Raw genomic sequence first — 17,289 nt, 5'->3', positions numbered from 1 at the left:
TCAAATCGATTTTCTATTAATAGTCTTTTGTTTTAATTGAACTCACCCCAGAGTCATGTTCAATCCTGTCGGATTTCACCGACTCTTCCCCTCTCTTCCGGAAGAGAGGGGTAAAGCGCGTTTTAACGTGCTTGGGGAGAGTCTAGAATTTGAGCAACATGGAACGTGCTTGAGTCATTTGTCAAATCGATTTTCTATTAATAGTCTTTTGTTTTAATTGAACTCACCCCAGAGTCATGTTCAATCCTGTCGGATTTCACTGACTCTTCCCCTTTTTTGGGGAAGAAAGGGGAAAAGTGAGCGTAGCGAACTTGGGGAGAGTTTGAGAAAACCTTCAAATATTCTTCAAGTTGTTGTAAATTAGTGCATCAACCTAAGTGTAATGAGTGATCAGTCACCAATAGGAAGAGCACGGCGCTTGCGTCAAAATATGACCCGTGAAGAAACCAAACTGTGGGGACGGCTTCGAGCCCGTAAGTTTCATGGGTACAAATTTCTTCGGCAACATCCGATTATATATCAACTAGACAATAATCATCCACAATTTTTCATTGCTGATTTCTATTGCGCTTCGCAAAAGCTGGTTATTGAAGTTGATGGAAAAATTCATGATTTTCAGAAGGAGGATGACCAACACCGTGATGCGATTCTGCAAGGACTTGGGATGCGGGTTCTAAGGATTAAAAATGAAGAATTGAAAGATGTGTATAACGTTCTCGACAAAATAAAGTCAGTGCTTGATTCGTGATTCTGTATCGGCTTCGCAGAAAAGATAACTCACCCCAGAGTCATGTTCAATCCTGTCGGATCTCACCGACTCTTCCCCTTTTTTTGGGAAGAGAGGGGCAAAGCGAGTGCAACGAGCTTGGGGAGAGTCAGAAATACCATATTACTTTTCTTGCCCCATCTCACGTGGTCAATTTCAGCTTTTTTGCCTTGTTTTTTATTCCGCAAGCTTAACTTTTTATTGATGCAGTGCTTAGGTAGGGGTAATCTTTTTCGGGTTTGTTTTGTTAACTTAGACGAGCCTTAACCGGCTGATTAGTTATTGTCTAACCTGCACTTGTGCACAAAACCACTTAACCGTGAAGAGAATTATTTTACTGGCCCTCTTGGGTCTTTTTTTTAGTTATTCGGCGTATTCCCGCACCCAGTCAGTGGTTCGGGGTGTTGTCTACGAAGACAGCAATCAAAACAACAAAAAGGATCGCAAAGAAAAAGGAATTGCCGGTGTGGCAGTTTCCAATGGTGTGGCGGTTGTTCAGACCAACGAGCGCGGCGAGTATACGCTTCCGCTGGCCGACGACCAGATTATTTTCGTGATTAAACCTTCAGGTTACACCCTTCCGGTGAATGAATACAACCTGCCTCAGTTTTACTACATCCACAAGCCCAATGGCTCGCCCGAGTTGAAGTACGGAGGCACGGCCCCAACAGGAGATCTCCCTCGTTCGGTTGATTTTGGCTTGTATGCTGATGACGATCAGAGCCAGTTTCGCATGCTGGTTTTTGGTGACCCACAACCCTACAACATGAACCAGATCGATTTCTTCTCGCGCGGCATTGTTGAGGAGTTGAAAGGGATCGACAACGTGGCTTTTGGCTTGAGCTTGGGTGACTTGGTCGGCGATAACCTTGATCTGTTTCAACCCTATAAAGAAGCAGTGCAGCCCATTGGTGTGCCTTGGTACAATGTGATGGGGAATCACGATATGAACTACGATGGGGAGGAAGATCACCTGACGGATGAGTCGTTTGAAAAGCATTTCGGGCCGGCCAACTATTCGTTTAATCATGGTAAGGTGCACTTCATTGTGCTGGATGATATCCTGTATCCGGATCCGCGCGATGGAAAAGGCTACTGGGGTGGATTTCGTGAAGATCAGCTGCAGTTTGTGGAGAACGATCTTCGGCTGGTGCCCAAGGATTACCTGGTGGTATTGGCTTTCCACATCCCTATTAGCGAGCCAGCGGGTGACCCTTACCGCGATGCTGATCGCGAACGCTTGTTTGAGCTGCTGAAAGATTTCCCGTACACCCTGTCCTTGTCGGCACATACCCACTTGCAGCGTCAGGATTTGTTTGACGAGAAGGCCGGCTGGCAGCAGGATGGCTTTCACCATCACTACAATGTGGGAACCACCTCGGGCGATTGGTACAGTGGTCGTTTAAATGAAAATGGCGTGCCTTATTCCACCATGCGTGATGGTACTCCCAAGGGCTATGCCTACCTGAACTTTGACAACAACGAATACCGCATCAATTACAAGGTGGCAGGTCGTTCGGACGATTACCAGTTCGAGATTTATGCCCCTAAAGTGGTGGAGCAGAACAAGGGAACTTCGGCCGGCATTTTTGCCAACTTCTTTATGGGGAGTGAGCGCGACTCGGTGTTCTATCGGGTGGATGATGGACCTTGGGTGCAAATGCACCGGGTGAATGATTCTGATCCATCCTACTTGCATGTGCTGCATGAGTATGATTTTACGGAAGAGCTGTTGGATGGACGTCGTCCGTCGAATGCAGTGGACTGCACACACCTGTGGCGCGGACGGATCCCAACCGACCTGGAAGTGGGTGAGCATACCATCGAAATTAAAGCAACCGACCTGATGGGGCAAACCCATACCCAAACCAGTACCTATCGGATTGCGACCAAAGAATAGGTTGAAGGAGGCCGGAGAAGGGAAACAGGAGAACGAATGGAGCATTCTAAGAAAGGAATGATTCTTTTTTGTTTCAAAAACCTTCAATACATCGCTTAACGAAAAGCCCTTGATCAGGAAGATGCCTAGTCTTCGGATCAAGGGCTTTTCGTGTTTATAATAATGGAGAAAGGAAAACGGGAACCGGAGAAAAGGGAATAGAGGATGAGTCCCTTTGGCTTGAAGAGAGATTAAAGAGAATGCTTGTTGCAAGGGGTATCACTGATAAACTCACCCCAGAGTCCTGCTCAATCCTGTCGGATCTCACTGACTCTTCCGCTTTCTTCCGGAAGAAAGGGGCAAAGCGCGTTGTACGAGCTTGGGGAGAGTTTGTAAAACAAGCGATGGGAAAGATCCTGAGACAAGTTCAGGAAGATGCTAAACTCAAAGAAGACACGAATCCAACTACTAATTATCGGAAAAAGGATTGGCCTACGAGGGTTTTGAACCAGAAAACAAGGGAAGGAATTCGCGTAGGTACTCGCTAAGAAAAACCTGTTTGACGACCAAAGGGAGGAGTTGGTTTTCGGGGAGTGACTGATCCGTGGTTTTCATTCAAAAGCATCGTCAGCCTTGATCTTTTCGTTCTTTTGAATTAAGCCAAAAGGACAAGTAGGTTTAATGTGATCGGAAGAGTTAGGAAGGAATGGAACCTCACACTGATAAAGAAAAGTGAATCACCTCGTCACCGATCAATCGGTGCCACTCCTCCTCGGGAAGGAGGAGAAACAGCAAACTACTTTTGTCTTGTAATCAAGAGACATGTTTGCCATCATCCTTTCTGTGTTTTGAAGATCTGAAAGGTTTAAAAAGCAAGAAGAAAAAATCAAGCTTTTTCTAAAGTTCCAAACTTTGGAAATGCTCAAGCACAGCCAAACTATTTGGGCCGATAAAGTCCTTCGTGCGTCTCCCGGATAAGCTCGGCTATCGGAATGCCTTCAGGGCAGCGGCTAAGATCAATTTGTTGCAGGTTTTCCTCGGTTGGAAACTGCCCCGGAAACCAATGGTCTTTTTCCTGAAACATGTTGTAACGGTATTCCCCAAAGGCTTTCATGTCGTAGCACTTCCAGAGTTTCCGGAAGCGCAGGATCTCGGGAATATTCAGTCCGGAAGGATCATTTTCCATGGCGTAGCCATCAAAATCGGCATAGGGCACTTCTGCCACTTGCTGGTCGAGCAGCCTTTTGATGCGCAAATCATCGGCTGACAAGGGCGATGGTGCCGGAAAGATACCATTTAAGGGGTCAAAGTGCTCGGGTTCATTCAAGCCAAAAGACAAGGTGTGTACGCCGGGATTGCTTAGGCAAAAGCGGGCATTCCATTGAAGGGGGGAAAGCGGCGCCGTCAGCTGCTGGAGCTTGGGCGGCGGGCTAAACAAGCGTCCCCCTTTGTCGTTGGGCGAGATGATAAAAACACCCATGTCCTTTTTTTGAGCCAAAGCAATGGCTGGCTCATTGCGCTGAAAGAAATAGTAATAGTGCAGGTTGACAAAGTCGAAGAGGTCTGTTTCAATGGCTTTCAAAATAACGTGGAGCGGCGCGTGTGTACTAAATCCTACATGCCCAATCACTCCTTCCTCTTTCAGCTGAAGCAAGGTTTCCACCGGACCTCCTGGAGAACAGGCCTGTTCGAGCAGCTCGGGCGTGTTGATGCCATGCCAGGCATAAAAATCAAAATAGTCGGTTTGCAGGGTCTTCAGTTGTTCCTCCACCAGTTGACGGGTGGCTTCGGCTGTTTTTGGATTGCCCTTGGTCATCAGGAAATAGCGGTCGCGTTTGACTTTGAGCTCCTGATTCAGCACGCGCCCAAAAATCGTTTCACTTTTGGTGTAGCCATAAGCGGTTTCAATCAGGTTAATGCCCTGTTCCAGGGCCATTCTCACGGTTTGGCTGGCCTGGTTGAGGGTGTCGCGAGGCACCTCGTGGCGGGGAAGCTTGTGAGCATGTTTGAAACGCATGCCGCCAAGGGTAATGACACTGAGGTGTTTGTTGGTCTTTCCAAAACGACGGTATTCCATCTGGGGCCGAAACAGGCTGAGGTTCGAATAATCCATAAAATGAAGGGCTTAAGAGGCACAAAAGTAATCAATCAAACAAGAAAACCGGAAGGAAGGTTTACCAATTGAATGGAGGAATAAGCTTTTGCGTTGAACCGCTTTTCAGAAAAATCCCCCATCTTTACAGACGATAATGACAAGATTAGCCTCATGGGAAACAAATTTCTTCAGTTGGTAAAACGCTTTCTGCCTGACGGATTTATCACCGGCATTCTGGTAATGATTCTATTGGCTTACCTGCTGCCGGGTATCGGTAAGGAGGGGAGTACCATCGAACTGAAGGTGGTGATTCGCTATGGAATTTCACTGTTGTTTTTTTTCTATGGCTTGCGCTTAAGCCCCGAAAAACTGAAAAATGACCTGAGTAACTGGCGGCTCCACTTGCTGATTCAAGGCATTACGTTCCTGATTTTTCCACTAACGGTGCTGGCTTTTCATCCGCTGTTTGCCGGCACCGACCATGAAATCCTCTGGCTGTCGGTGTTCTTTTTGGCCGCTTTGCCTTCCACGGTTTCGTCATCGGTGGTGATGGTTTCCATTGCTGAAGGAAATATTTCCAGTGCCATTTTCAACGCCAGTATTTCCGGGGTGATCGGTATTTTGCTTACCCCCTTGTGGATGAGCCTTTTTATGGAGCGACAAACGGAGGCCTTTGCTTTTGGTCAGGTACTGCATGACCTGGTGATCCAGATTTTGATTCCGGTTTTTGTGGGACTGATTCTGCATCGTTGGTGGGGAAAATGGGCGAATCGCAACAAAGCTTACCTCAGCTTATTCGATAAATCGGTGATTTTGATGGTGGTGTACCGCAGTTTCAGCGATTCTTTTCTAAACGGCATTTTTAGCAGCATTGCCCTGCACGAGTTGTTGCTGCTGGGCGGCAGTGTTATCGGCTTGTTCTTCTTTATTTTTGAAGGAACCAAATACCTGACCAAACGCTTGCATTTCAATCGCGAAGACCGGATAACGGTGCTGTTTGCCGGCTCCAAAAAATCATTGGTCCATGGTTCGGTCATGGTGATGGTGCTGTTTGGAGACACCACCATTGGCAGTCTGTTTCTGGTTCCGGTCATGATTTACCATGCTTTTCAACTGTTCTACATCAGTATTATCGCGCGCCGCTATGCCCGGGAGTTGCATCAGGGCTGAGTGGTTTCATGATAAGGAAAACCCAGCTTCAAATCTGGGGGATGAAGCTGGGTTGGGAGTCTACCTAAGGGAATATAGGGAGATTATTCGGAATAGTAGGTGTAAGTGCGGTTGCACACCACCTGGGCAATGCCGTCTTTGTAACCGGTATAACTGATCCAGTTTCCTTTGTCATCGTAGGTGTATTCATAAACATACACTTCGGTGGTGTTGTCGCGTGCGCTGTATACTTCCTGCGATTGAAAGAACCCATGATCATTGGTCACAAAATTCATTTGTACCTGTAGGGTATCGGAGTTACTTGCGGTGTAATTGTCCAGTTGGCCTGCCATGTTGTAGTTAAACCGGACATAGCCCCGGGGTTGTTCCCGGGAGTTGTACCATTGCATGGCTGTCTTTTGCCCCAGTTGGTTGAGGGTGACCACGGCATAGTTGATTAAGGTATCGGTTTGGCCATGAAAGCGTTCCATTTTAAGCTCGGTTTCCGAAGGATGGCTGATCAGAACATAGTTCCGAACGGTATCCTTGCTGATCCAGCTGGCTTTGCTGACTTTTCCGTTGGTGCTTTCCACCGACCAATGTCCAAAGGAATGATCGTTTTCATCAAGGAAAACACTTTGTTTGACGTTGCCGTTCTCATCAAAATGGACTTCGATGTCATTGGTCCACTGAATCAGGCTGTCCCGGTCAGCCAGGCTGATGCGCTTTCCGGCGATGATACCACCATTTTCTTTTTGAGCCCAATAGTTTACTTCCCGGAACATCTGAACATGGCCATTCAGGGTTTCAGGAAAATAGAAATAGGGTGTAAAAATGCCAACAACTGTTTTTTCAGCCGGCTTCATTTCCTGCCTGGCGCAGGAAAATAACAGCATTACGATTAAGCTTAAACTGAGCAGTTGAAGTTTACTCCTTTTCATAGCTAAAGGCTTTTTTGTAATACACTTCACCCGATTTAACACTGGCAAGGCAGGCAATAAAACGCTTGTTTAGCGGCTTAAACACTTCGCCCAATTCATCCTGAAATTTCTTGTCCTGTTTATAGAAATCCTGCACATCTTTGCCATACGACCAGGCGATCAGGCTTGGCATTTCCATGCCAATACCGGGCTTGGCAATGTACCAAGGATCATCGTAGTTGTGTTCGGCAAGCAGTTTGTTGGCATCCCGAATAACAGCTTCAACCTCTTCCTGCTTCCCGGGAATGATCCGGAATTCCTGGAATTGCAGGTAGCCGGCTTCGGCTATTTCAGGTCTTGGATTTTCGGGTCGGAACGAAAGTTCGTATTGAGTGATCATGGTAAACGAGTTGTTTTTGGTTTTCGTTTTTCCAAAAGCAACGGCTTTTTCTTCGCCCCACTCGTTCATAATCATATCCCAGTGTTCTTCAATGACCGTAATGTCATCGAGTGAGTTGATGGGGTACCAGACTTCAAAGTCCAGGTCGCGTGTTGACCAAACATAAAAGTTAAAGGGAAAATCATGTTCTTTGGCTAAGGCAGCCAGTTCAATACTCATTTCCTGATACTCAAATAGGGCATCAGGCGCTACGGTTTCTACATAGCAGTACCAGAGTTGTTCTTTCTTGTTTTCCTGTGCGTAGGTAAGTAAGGAAACGAGCATCAAGGCAAGTAGCGGAAGGAAATAAATTTTTTTCATGAATGTTGAGATTTTTAAATAAGAATCAAGTCAAACGTTTTGTAAAGCAAGATTGAAGGTCTTTGCAGTTGTTTCAAGTGGACGATCGGTCAGAGCTCTTTGTAGGTGATGTAGCTGGTTGTCTTTAACACCAGGCTGGTGTATTCCTTCTGAAGTGCTTCGGCGGCTTCTTTGGAGCCTTGCTGGCTTATAAATTCTTTCCACCATTTTACTCCATCCGGCGAACGTCGCCATTCCATGTCGGCAGGCCCGTTTTTCATGGTCCAAATCAGCATCATGTTGTATTCTCCGGTCATAAACCAGTGCATTTCAGGTCCCGGAACCTGGGCGGCTGCTCCTGCAGCTTTGTATAGCGTGATGATTTCTTTGGCACGTTCGATGGTGCCGGGCTTAAAGTCGACAAGTACCACTTCTTGCCAGCTTACGTTTTCAAACTTGACCGGTTTAACCTCTTCCTGAGCGAATAAACCGGAGGCGGTAACGAGTACCAAAACGAATAATAAATGAACTTTTTTCATACACCTTGTTTTTGTTATCATTATGTTTAAACTTTCCAGAGCGTAGGTTTACTTCGGGTTGATTTTGGTGTATGTAAAGGCAGCAGAAGATCTGCTTGGAAGTTGCTTTGCTTTTAGTAATAAGCAAGTTACGTCTTATTTAGACTAATTCAAAATAACTATGTTTAGCTAGTTAAGATGAATTGTTTTTGATGGTCTAAACGCTTGTTAATAAGGGAAAAACAGCTGCGTGTTTTTTTGAAATTATCAAGCATTCGTGCGTTATCCGATTGGTATTGTGGATTTCGTTGATGGTTGAAGATGTGAGACTTATTTCAAAGTCGTTGAAAAAGAAGGCTCGAAAACTGGTATTGATTTAATATCTTTATTGAGTTGCACGAAAAGCAAATGGTTATTATGGGTCGAACGCTTGCTAAAATAAGCCTTGTTTTGCTGCTGATTGTTGCCTTGCCAATGGGATTCTTTCTGGTTCGCGAGTTTTCAGCCTTGACCAAAAACGAACAGATGGTGGAGCGGGTTTTCAGCACCCAGCTCGAATCGATTTTATACTCTATTAACCAATATTCGGAAAACATTGTAGTGCAGTGGAGCCAGAGTCTGGATCAACCGATAGCCCCTGAAGATGAGCTGATGCAGGAGATAGTGGACAACCTTTTCCAGAACAATGCGGCGATTCGTGCGGTGCGTTTCCTGGATTTGAAAGCATCGCAAGAAGAGGCTGTTTACTTTAGCGATTCCGTTTTCAGCCTCAATGTTTGGCCCGAAAAGGCGGAGGTGGAGCAGCTTCAGACTTACCTTGATGCGAATTACCAGCGCATTAAGGAAGCCCAGTGGCAGGATGATCTGTTGCTTTATTTTCTGCCTAAAAACAGAAGTGGGGAGCAGCTGTGCCAGCTGGTGGTTGATCCCCGGACTTTTATGGAGCAAAACCTGGGGCCCATGATTCAACAGGTGGCGCAGGACCTTTTTTATATTGCTATTTCCGATTCGCTGACGGGCTATGTGGTTTATGCCAATGAAGCAGAAATCGGGAATAGTCAGTCTTTGAAACAGGCAGCCATGTGGTACTTGCCCGAATATAAGCTTGGGATAAGGCTGAAGTCGAAGACTCTGGATGAATTGGCCTCCGAACGCAGCCAGCGTGATAATTATACCATGATGGCTATGGGGCTGTTGGTGGTGCTTGGTTTTGTATTTGTGCTGGTTAATATCCGGAAAGAGATGAAACTGGCAGCGATTAAAGCTGAGTTTGTGGCCAATGTGTCGCACGAAATACGAACCCCTTTGGCCTTAATTAGCATGTATGCCGAAACGCTTTTGCTGAAACGGGTAAAAACGGAAGAAAAGCAGGTAGAATACCTGACCACCATTCAACAGGAAAGCGTTCGCCTGACAGATATTGTCAATCGTATACTGAATTTTTCCCGCATTGAAAGGAACCGGATCAAATATCGTTTTGAAAGGGTTGATCTGAAGCAGGTGATTCCTGAAATGATTGCCTCGTTTGAATCTCACCTCTCTGCTGCCCAGGTGAATTGTTGTTTTGAAGCGTCGGATGATGATGCCTGGGTTGAAGCCGACCGGGAAGCGCTGAAAACGATGATGAACAACCTGCTGGACAATGCCATTAAATACAGCGATAAGGCTGAAAAAGAAGTTCGTGTTCGGGTGGTGAAAAGAGCCAAACAGGTTTGGGTGGAGGTTCAGGACAATGGGATTGGCATTTCATCCAAAAATCAAAAACACATTTTCGATCAGTTTTACCGGGTTACTGAAGGCGACCTGGCGCACCGGGCCAAAGGGTCGGGCTTGGGACTCAACTTGGTAAAACGGATGATGAAGGTGCATGGAGGCCAGGTTACGGTGCGCAGTAAGCTGGGAGAGGGGAGTACATTTATTTTAAAATTTCCGCTAAAAACAGAAAAGGATGTCCAAAATTCTAATCGTTGAAGATGAGCAGGCTATGTTGGTTGGCTTGCGCGATAATCTCGAGTTTGAGGGTTATGAGGTAGATACCGCCAACCGGGGCGACGATGGCCTGAAAAAACTGCAATCCGGCACTTTCGATTTGGTCTTGCTGGATGTGATGCTGCCGGGGATGTCGGGCTTTGATGTGTGTAAAAAGGCGCGTGCCGCCGGCATGGATACGCCAATCATTCTGCTGACTGCCCGTGGCGAAGAGCTGGACAAGGTTCTGGGATTAGAACTGGGTGCCGATGATTATGTAACCAAGCCGTTTAGCCTGCGCGAATTACTGGCCCGTATCAAGGTGATCCTGCGGAGGGCAAACCCGGGGAATGCGTCAACAGCCGAATTTTTGGTTATCGGTAATTTGCGGGTTTCTTTTGAGGCCTACGAAGCTTTTAATGGCAGCAACCAGCCTGTGAAAATGTCGCACAAAGAGTTTGAGATTCTGCATCACCTTCATCGTCATGCCGGCAAGATTGTAAGTCGTGACGAAATTCTTGATCATGTGTGGGGTATGGATTACCAACCTACTGCACGCACGGTGGATAATTTTATTGTTCGGCTTCGGAATAAGATTGATTCTCCGGACAGCCAACACATTATTACGGTACACGGCGTGGGTTATAAACTGGTGCTGTGAATGATGCAATCGTCTTTTTGACTATCCGATATTCGGATTGCTTGATTCTTAGAAAGTTCGTGCCTTCTCAGTCTTCTGTCTTTCAGTTTGATTCCTGATTCTTTGTTCTAGATTCTCGAGACTCATTACTCCCTTTGTTCTTTTCTCCTCAAATGGTCCATTGCAGCCAGCTCGATGGTCCACTCCCTGTGTTTTTTCTTGTTGGTGACATTTCTGTGACATCTTGTGGCATCGTATGACGCGTGTTTGACAGGCGGGTTACATCCGTGCACTTACTTTGTATCAGAAACAATTACAAGTAGTAACACTTAAAGCCCAAAGCAATGAAAACAAGAAGAACAATTCCGATGATGGTTATCGCTTTAATGATGATGACCGGCCTGGCTTTTGCCGGGGAAACCGCAACAAACATGGCCAAAAAAGACCTGTACAATGAAATCTCTGATTGTTTTAAAGAAGAAATTAAGGACTGGAACAATTACTTCTACCAAAACAACATCAACCAGCTGGATGAAAAAGTTCAGGTGTGTTTTATCGTCAATGGCGATCAATCCTTGAGTCTGGTTCGGCTTCGAAGCGATGATGAAGCAGCGAAGGATTACGTGAAACACATTTTTAAAACCAGTGAACTGAAAGCGGACAAAGTGCTTGTGGGGAAAGCCTATGTCTTTAATCTTGCGGTGCGCTACAACACGAAGTAGCGAAAAGTATGCAGCATTTCGAATTGATTTTGTTTTTAAATATCTTGTACGCAACTTCACTCAATCATGGCTAACAAAACGTATATAATTTATCTGATTATCCTGCTGGCTTTTAGTTCTTCGGAGCTGAAAGCTTCGGATTGGAAGATGCTGGTGGATTTAAAAGGGCGCTGGCAGTTTACGGTAGGCGATGATCCGGAGTGGGCCCGCCCGGAAACCGATACGCATGATTGGGATGTTATTGATGCCCCCAAAGCTTGGGAGCATTATTACGAAGGGTATAATGGATATGCCTGGTACCGGAAAAAGTTTGGATTGACCGAACTTCCAAAAACGAAAATGGTCCACCTGTTTTTAGGGTTTATTGATGATGTGGATGAAGTCTTTATAAACGGGCAAAAGGTTGGTCAAACCGGAGGCTTTTTCCCCAATTATGAAACGGCTTACGATAAAGAACGGCACTACCTGGTTCCGGTCTCCCTTTTGAGTAATTCTGAAAATACCATTGTCATTCGCGTGTATGATGAAGGGCGTGAAGGTGGAATATTGCGAGCCGATAAGTTTGGACTTTACTCTGATCTCGATCAGGATCGTATGGTTGTTGATTTGAGCGGGATGTGGAAGTTCAGCACGGATAACTTTGGCCAAATGAACAGTCCGCAAACCAGCGATGAGCAATGGAATGAAATTTATGTCCCTATGAACTGGGAAAGCCAGGGGTATGCTGATTATAACGGAAAAGCCTGGTATCGAAAACGATTTGCCCTTCCTGAATCTCTGAAAGGAGAGGAGCTTTACCTGGTGCTGGGAAAGATTGATGATTATGATGAAGTTTATTTGAATGGGCATAAAATTGGGAGTGTCGAGGAGCTGGATGGCTATTCGCGCTTCCAGCGAAACAATGCCTGGTCGCTTTACCGCATTTATAAAATTCCTTCAAACTATTTAAGGAGTAAAAACCTGCTTTCGGTTCAGGTGGAGGATGTCTTCGAGTTTGGCGGGATTTACGAAGGGCCCGTTGGAATCATGAAAGCTGAGGATATTCAGGGGTTCCGTGAGCGAACGCGATGGCAGGAACAAAACAGTGGATGGAATTCTTTTTTTCAGGAATTGATTCGTTTATTTGATTAGCAATGAGGAAAATGCATTTCATACGGTGGTTGGGAAGCCTGATCCTGATTTTGGTGATGACTCCGTTGTGCCTGGCTTTTGAGCCAGACGAGGTGAGCTTGCGTGGTTTGTGGAAATTCCGCATTGGCGACCAACGCGAGTGGGCTTCGTTGGACTATGATGATTCAGCCTGGGACAAAATCAGGGTGCCTGCCCGATGGGAAAATGAAGGTTTCCGAGGATACGATGGCTATGCCTGGTACCGAACCTCGGTGTTGATTGATCAATCGTTGGCGGATAAAAAAATGGTATTGGAGCTGGGCTACATCGACGATGTGGATGAAGTGTTTATCAACGGGGTTCGGGTGGGACAGACAGGCTCGTTTCCTCCTCATTTTTCAACAGCCTACAATGCCTTGCGTAAGTATCAGATTCCTGCTCATCTCATTCGTTTCGGCGAAGAAAACCTGATTGCCGTTCGGGTTTATGACAGTCAGCTTGAAGGAGGAATTGTTTCAGGAAACGTGCGAATTTACACCTCAGGTGTGCTTCCTCCATTTTTGATTGACTTGACGGGAAACTGGTTATTCAACAAAGGAAAAGCATTCAACGCAAACAATCATACCGATATTCTGGTCCCGGGAGCCTGGGAAAATCAGGGTTACAATAACTACAATGGCTATGCAGTTTACACGCGTAAAATTAAACTGCCGGCTGATGTTGTTGGGCAGCGTTTGGTATTGCTTGCCGGTAAAATTGACGATGCCGATCAGCTTTATTTGAATGGCCGGCTGATGGGACAAACAGGAGATTATGAACGTTGGTCGAACCGAGATTTCGATGGTGACTTCCGGAACTATTTTTTTCCGCCAGGAGCTTTTAAGTCCGACAAAGAAAACATTCTGGAAATCCGCGTTTACGATCGCACCGGCTTAGGCGGAATTTATGAAGGCCCAGTTGGGATTATGACCCAGGACCAGTTTCGAAAATACTGGAAATCAAAACGACGAAATTAGGCTTTACAATTCGTTTTTGACGATTGGATTTATCATTCAGAGAGCAGCCGGCTGTTGACAGCTTCCTGCTCTTTTTTGTGTCCAAGGATTCTGCTTGTGTGGGAAGCTGCGAAAGCTGGTCGAAATCCGGCATAACTGACGATCTTATTTGTGTCAGTTTATGGCGAGTTGTCGTGTATATAAATGATTTATTGTATATTTAGCCTTCGAGTAAAAAGACAACATTTAACCTATATCCAAACAAAAGAATAGATCATGACAAAGTTTAACAACAGAAGAGAATTTTTAAAGATTTCAGCGGCTGGAGCCCTTGGATTGACTGTTTTAGGACCACTCGCATGTGCTCCAAAAGCTGTTGACCGAAAAAGCTTCGGAGTGGGGCTGCAATTGTACACCATCCGTGATGCCATGGCTGCCGATGTGTTGGGTTCGCTGAAAAAAGTATCGGACCTGGGCTACAAGAATCTTGAGTTGGCCAGTTATTCTGATGGCAAGTTTTACGGCTATGCTCCGAAAGAATTCAAGAAAATCGTGAGCGACTTGGGAATGACAATTTTAAGTAGTCACACTCAGGTTGAGGCCGCCGGAATTACCGTTGATAATGCTCAAAAGATGGCTGATGACCATGCCGAGTTAGGCGTGAAATATTGTGTTCAGCCTTGGGTGAACGAAGAGGACCGCAACATTGAGACCTATAAGAAAATGGTAGGCGATTGGAATGAAGTTGGTAAAATCATGAAAGGCGTTGGTATCCAGTTTGGTTACCACAATCATAACTTCGAGTTTAAAAACATTGATGGTGTCGTGCCTTATTTCGATATTTTTATGCCTGAAATGGATCCGGAGTACATTACCATGGAGCTTGATTTGTTTTGGACCAACAAAGCCGGATACGATCCAGTGGACTTGTTTAACAAATATCCCGGAAGATTCCAGTTATTCCACATGAAAGACATGGGCAAGAAAGAAGCTCCGTTCTTTGATGTAAACAAAGACGATGTTACATCGGTTGGTGCCGGGGTTATTGATTTCAAATCGATTTTGGCAGCCAAAGATGTTGCCGGCATGAAATATATGTTTGTTGAAGATGATAATCAGGGGAACGGAAGGCCTTTTGAAGAGCTGGAAGTAAGTATCAAGAACCTGACAACAGATATTCTGGTGTAGCTAGCACAACAATTTTAAATAAGAATGAAACCCGGGGCTTTTTTGCTTCGGGTTTTTTTATGCTTGTTGGCAATCTTTACAAGGCTTCTCAGAATTCGAATTATTGGGATTGTTTGATTTTCAAAATGATGGGAATGAGCCTCCGGGAATAAACAAAATAATTAACTTTACGAAACAGGTGTTCCAAATTGTGTTTGACACGCTTTCGAACCTGACTTAACCTAAACGAAATTAGCTATGACTAATCGACTACGCTTAACAAGTTTCCTGCTTTTATTGCTGCTCGGCTCTTCCGTTTGGGCAGGCAACAATCCGTCACTCAAATTATGGTATAGCACTCCTGCTGAAAAATGGACCGATGCCTTACCCATCGGAAACGGAGGTCTGGGTGCTATGATTTTTGGTGGCGTGGCACACGATCGTATCCAATTCAACGAAGAAACGCTTTGGCAAGGAGCCCCGCATAGTTATGCTCATCAGGGTGCCTGGAAGCATTTGGAAGAAATACGGCAATTGCTTTTTGACGGTAAACAGAAAGAAGCCGAAGCGCTGGCGATGGCAGAATTTATGAGCGTGCCGCTCGGACAAATGGCTTATCAGGCTTTTGGTGATTTGTACCTGCACTTTCCGGAGCACACGGATTTTACGAATTATCATCGCGAGTTGGATTTGGAGCAGGCTGTACATCGGGTGACTTATCAGGCTGATGGCGTAAATTACACCCGGGAGTACCTGGCTTCCTATCCTGATCAAGCTATTGCCATTCAGCTTACGGCTGATCAGCCCAAGGCCTTGAATTTTGATTTGTCATTTGATGCCCTTCACGAGTCCAAAGAAATCAAAGCCGAAGGAAACGAGCTTTCGCTGAAAGTACAGGTGAAAGATGGTGCTTTATATGGAATAGCCGGCTTGCGTGTTTTTTCCGATGGCTTGGTTGCTGCCGAAGGCAGTCAACTTCGAGTGGAAGATGCCAGTACGGCCACCATTTACTTGACTGCTGCAACAAATTATGTCAATTATAATGATGTCAGTGGAAAGCCGGTGCTAGATGTCCGGGAAAGGCTTTCCTGGTTGTCGAATCAAAAAATGGAAGATGTTCGTCAGGCACATCAGGCCGATTACCAGAAACTTTTTCAGCGGTTTAAGGTGAGCTTTGGAGCGAATGAGCGACAGCTTCTGCCTATAAACGAACGCATTGTCGCATTTAGTAAGAATTCGGATGATCCTCAGTTGCTGGCTTTATACATTCAGTATGGGCGTTACCTGCTTATTGCGAGCAGTCGGCCGGGAACACAGCCAGCCAATTTGCAGGGGATCTGGAATCATCAGCTTGATCCGGCATGGGATAGCAAATGGACAGTCAACATCAATACGGAGATGAACTACTGGCCGGCCGAGCTGACCAACCTGGCCGAATGTCATCAGCCACTTTTCGATATGATTGCTGATTGCGCCGAAACAGGGAAGGAGGTTGCATGGGAGCATTACCAGGCACCGGGCTGGGTACTCCATCACAATACGGATATTTGGCGGGGCACAGCACCCATTAATCACTCGAACCATGGCATTTGGGTAACCGGAGGAGCTTGGCTGAGCAGGCATTTGTGGGAGCACTTTCTGTTTTCTCAGGATCGCGAGTTTTTAGCTCGTAAGGCTTATCCTATCATGAAAGGGGCTGCTGAGTTTTTTACTGATTTTCTGATTGAAGATCCTGTTACTGGCTATTTGATCAGTACGCCATCCAACTCACCGGAGACTGGTGGTTTGGTTGCTGGTCCGTCGATGGATCATCAAATCATCCGCGCCTTATTCCGTTCGTGCATCGAAGCTTCTTCTATTTTAGATACCGATCCGGATTTTGCCCGGAAATTAACTGACCTGCTGCCGAAAATTGCCCCCAATCAGATTGGACAATACGGTCAGCTGCAGGAATGGTTGACTGACCTGGATGATCCTAATAATAAACACCGGCATGTGTCTCATTTGTGGGCGGTTCATCCGGGCAATGAAATTAACTGGAAGGAAACTCCGGAGCTGATGCGAGCTGCGCGGCAATCGCTCATCTTCCGGGGAGATGAAGGAACCGGCTGGAGTTTGGCTTGGAAGATTAACTTTTGGGCTCGCTTTCTGGATGGAAACCATGCTTACGACATGGTGAAACTGCTTTTTCGTCCGGTAGACATTGATGGGGTGGCTTACTCGGGCGGTGGCGGTTCGTATGCCAACTTATTCGATGCCCATCCGCCCTTCCAGATTGATGGCAATTTTGGAGCCCCTGCTGGCATGATCGAGCTGTTGGTACAGAGTCATCTGGATGAAATCTCGATTCTTCCGGCTTTGCCCGATGCTTTGCCGGAAGGAAGCATCTCGGGTGTTTGCGCCCGCGGCGGTTTTGAGCTGGCTTTTAGCTGGCGTAAGGGTAAGCTGGAGAAATTGGAAGTTTGGTCAAAAGCCGGTAAGCCCTGCAAGTTGAAGTCAGGAGAATTGGAAGTGGAGTTACAAACCGACGTGGGCCAGAAATATACCTTCGATGGGAAATTGAACCAATTGTAGGCTTATAAGCCGCAGACAGTTTCAAAATCAATCTGAAGAAGAGCTTG

At 46.0% G+C, this 17,289-nt stretch carries 14 protein-coding genes; 10 read left to right on the top strand and 4 right to left on the bottom strand.

Annotated features, from left to right (window positions below; all coding sequences use genetic code 11):
- Positions 1-382 precede the first annotated feature (382 nt).
- A complete protein-coding gene (locus ACRD6K_RS06895) occupies positions 383-748 on the top strand; it encodes an endonuclease domain-containing protein (RefSeq protein WP_430972655.1) in 366 nt (121 codons plus the stop codon).
- A 337-nt stretch (positions 749-1,085) separates the two neighbouring features.
- Complete coding sequence (locus ACRD6K_RS06890) at positions 1,086-2,666, top strand: calcineurin-like phosphoesterase C-terminal domain-containing protein (protein ID WP_430972654.1); 1,581 nt, start codon at positions 1,086-1,088, stop codon at positions 2,664-2,666.
- Between the two features lie 916 nt (positions 2,667-3,582).
- Here ACRD6K_RS06890 and ACRD6K_RS06885 read toward each other — a convergent pair.
- Positions 3,583-4,758 carry an aldo/keto reductase gene (locus ACRD6K_RS06885; protein WP_430972653.1) on the bottom strand — a complete coding sequence of 392 codons (1,176 nt, stop codon included), beginning with the start codon at positions 4,756-4,758 and terminating at the stop codon, positions 3,583-3,585.
- A 153-nt stretch (positions 4,759-4,911) separates the two neighbouring features.
- On the opposite strand from ACRD6K_RS06885, the gene ACRD6K_RS06880 reads away from it, so the two are divergent.
- Complete coding sequence (locus ACRD6K_RS06880) at positions 4,912-5,910, top strand: bile acid:sodium symporter family protein (protein WP_430972652.1); 999 nt, start codon at positions 4,912-4,914, stop codon at positions 5,908-5,910.
- Positions 5,911-5,993: 83 nt separating this feature from the next.
- Here ACRD6K_RS06880 and ACRD6K_RS06875 read toward each other — a convergent pair whose 3' ends face one another.
- The 3 genes from ACRD6K_RS06875 to ACRD6K_RS06865 all read right to left on the bottom strand — a co-directional run bounded on the left by ACRD6K_RS06875 (position 5,994) and on the right by ACRD6K_RS06865 (position 8,087).
- Positions 5,994-6,830, bottom strand: a complete 837-nt coding sequence (locus ACRD6K_RS06875; RefSeq protein WP_299579122.1) for a hypothetical protein — start codon at positions 6,828-6,830, stop codon at positions 5,994-5,996.
- Complete coding sequence (locus ACRD6K_RS06870) at positions 6,817-7,569, bottom strand: hypothetical protein (protein ID WP_430972651.1); 753 nt, start codon at positions 7,567-7,569, stop codon at positions 6,817-6,819. Before ACRD6K_RS06870 ends, ACRD6K_RS06875 begins: the two co-directional genes overlap by 14 nt.
- An 89-nt stretch (positions 7,570-7,658) precedes the next feature.
- On the bottom strand, positions 7,659-8,087 hold the full coding sequence (locus ACRD6K_RS06865) for a hypothetical protein (RefSeq protein ID WP_299579118.1): 429 nt from the start codon (positions 8,085-8,087) through the stop codon (positions 7,659-7,661).
- Positions 8,088-8,483: 396 nt separating this feature from the next.
- Here ACRD6K_RS06865 and ACRD6K_RS06860 point away from each other — a divergent pair, with 396 nt between their 5' ends.
- The 7 genes from ACRD6K_RS06860 to ACRD6K_RS06830 all read left to right on the top strand — a co-directional run bounded on the left by ACRD6K_RS06860 (position 8,484) and on the right by ACRD6K_RS06830 (position 17,242).
- Positions 8,484-10,037, top strand: coding sequence for a sensor histidine kinase (locus tag ACRD6K_RS06860; RefSeq protein WP_430972650.1), 1,554 nt, complete (start codon positions 8,484-8,486; stop codon positions 10,035-10,037).
- Positions 10,015-10,695, top strand: a complete 681-nt coding sequence (locus ACRD6K_RS06855) for a response regulator transcription factor (protein WP_430972649.1) — start codon at positions 10,015-10,017, stop codon at positions 10,693-10,695. The genes ACRD6K_RS06860 and ACRD6K_RS06855 overlap by 23 nt, the downstream gene beginning before the upstream one ends.
- A 323-nt stretch (positions 10,696-11,018) precedes the next feature.
- Entirely contained in the window at positions 11,019-11,396 is a 378-nt protein-coding gene (locus tag ACRD6K_RS06850; RefSeq protein WP_430972648.1) for a hypothetical protein, read from the top strand.
- A gap of 66 nt (positions 11,397-11,462) precedes the next feature.
- Positions 11,463-12,527, top strand: coding sequence for a sugar-binding domain-containing protein (locus tag ACRD6K_RS06845; RefSeq protein WP_430972647.1), 1,065 nt, complete (start codon positions 11,463-11,465; stop codon positions 12,525-12,527).
- A gap of 11 nt (positions 12,528-12,538) precedes the next feature.
- On the top strand, positions 12,539-13,522 hold the full coding sequence (locus ACRD6K_RS06840; RefSeq protein WP_430972646.1) for a glycoside hydrolase: 984 nt from the start codon (positions 12,539-12,541) through the stop codon (positions 13,520-13,522).
- A gap of 255 nt (positions 13,523-13,777) precedes the next feature.
- Entirely contained in the window at positions 13,778-14,689 is a 912-nt protein-coding gene (locus ACRD6K_RS06835) for a sugar phosphate isomerase/epimerase family protein (RefSeq protein ID WP_299579106.1), read from the top strand.
- A gap of 237 nt (positions 14,690-14,926) precedes the next feature.
- Positions 14,927-17,242 carry a glycoside hydrolase family 95 protein gene (locus ACRD6K_RS06830; protein WP_430972645.1) on the top strand — a complete coding sequence of 772 codons (2,316 nt, stop codon included), beginning with the start codon at positions 14,927-14,929 and terminating at the stop codon, positions 17,240-17,242.
- The last annotated feature ends 47 nt before the right edge of the window (positions 17,243-17,289 follow it).

Origin of the sequence: Sunxiuqinia rutila (assembly GCF_050589705.1) — a bacterium.
Classification (GTDB): Bacteria; Bacteroidota; Bacteroidia; order Bacteroidales; family Prolixibacteraceae; genus Sunxiuqinia; species Sunxiuqinia rutila.
The sequence above is the reverse complement of the archived record's forward strand: the minus strand, read 5'-3'. Positions and strand labels throughout refer to the sequence as shown.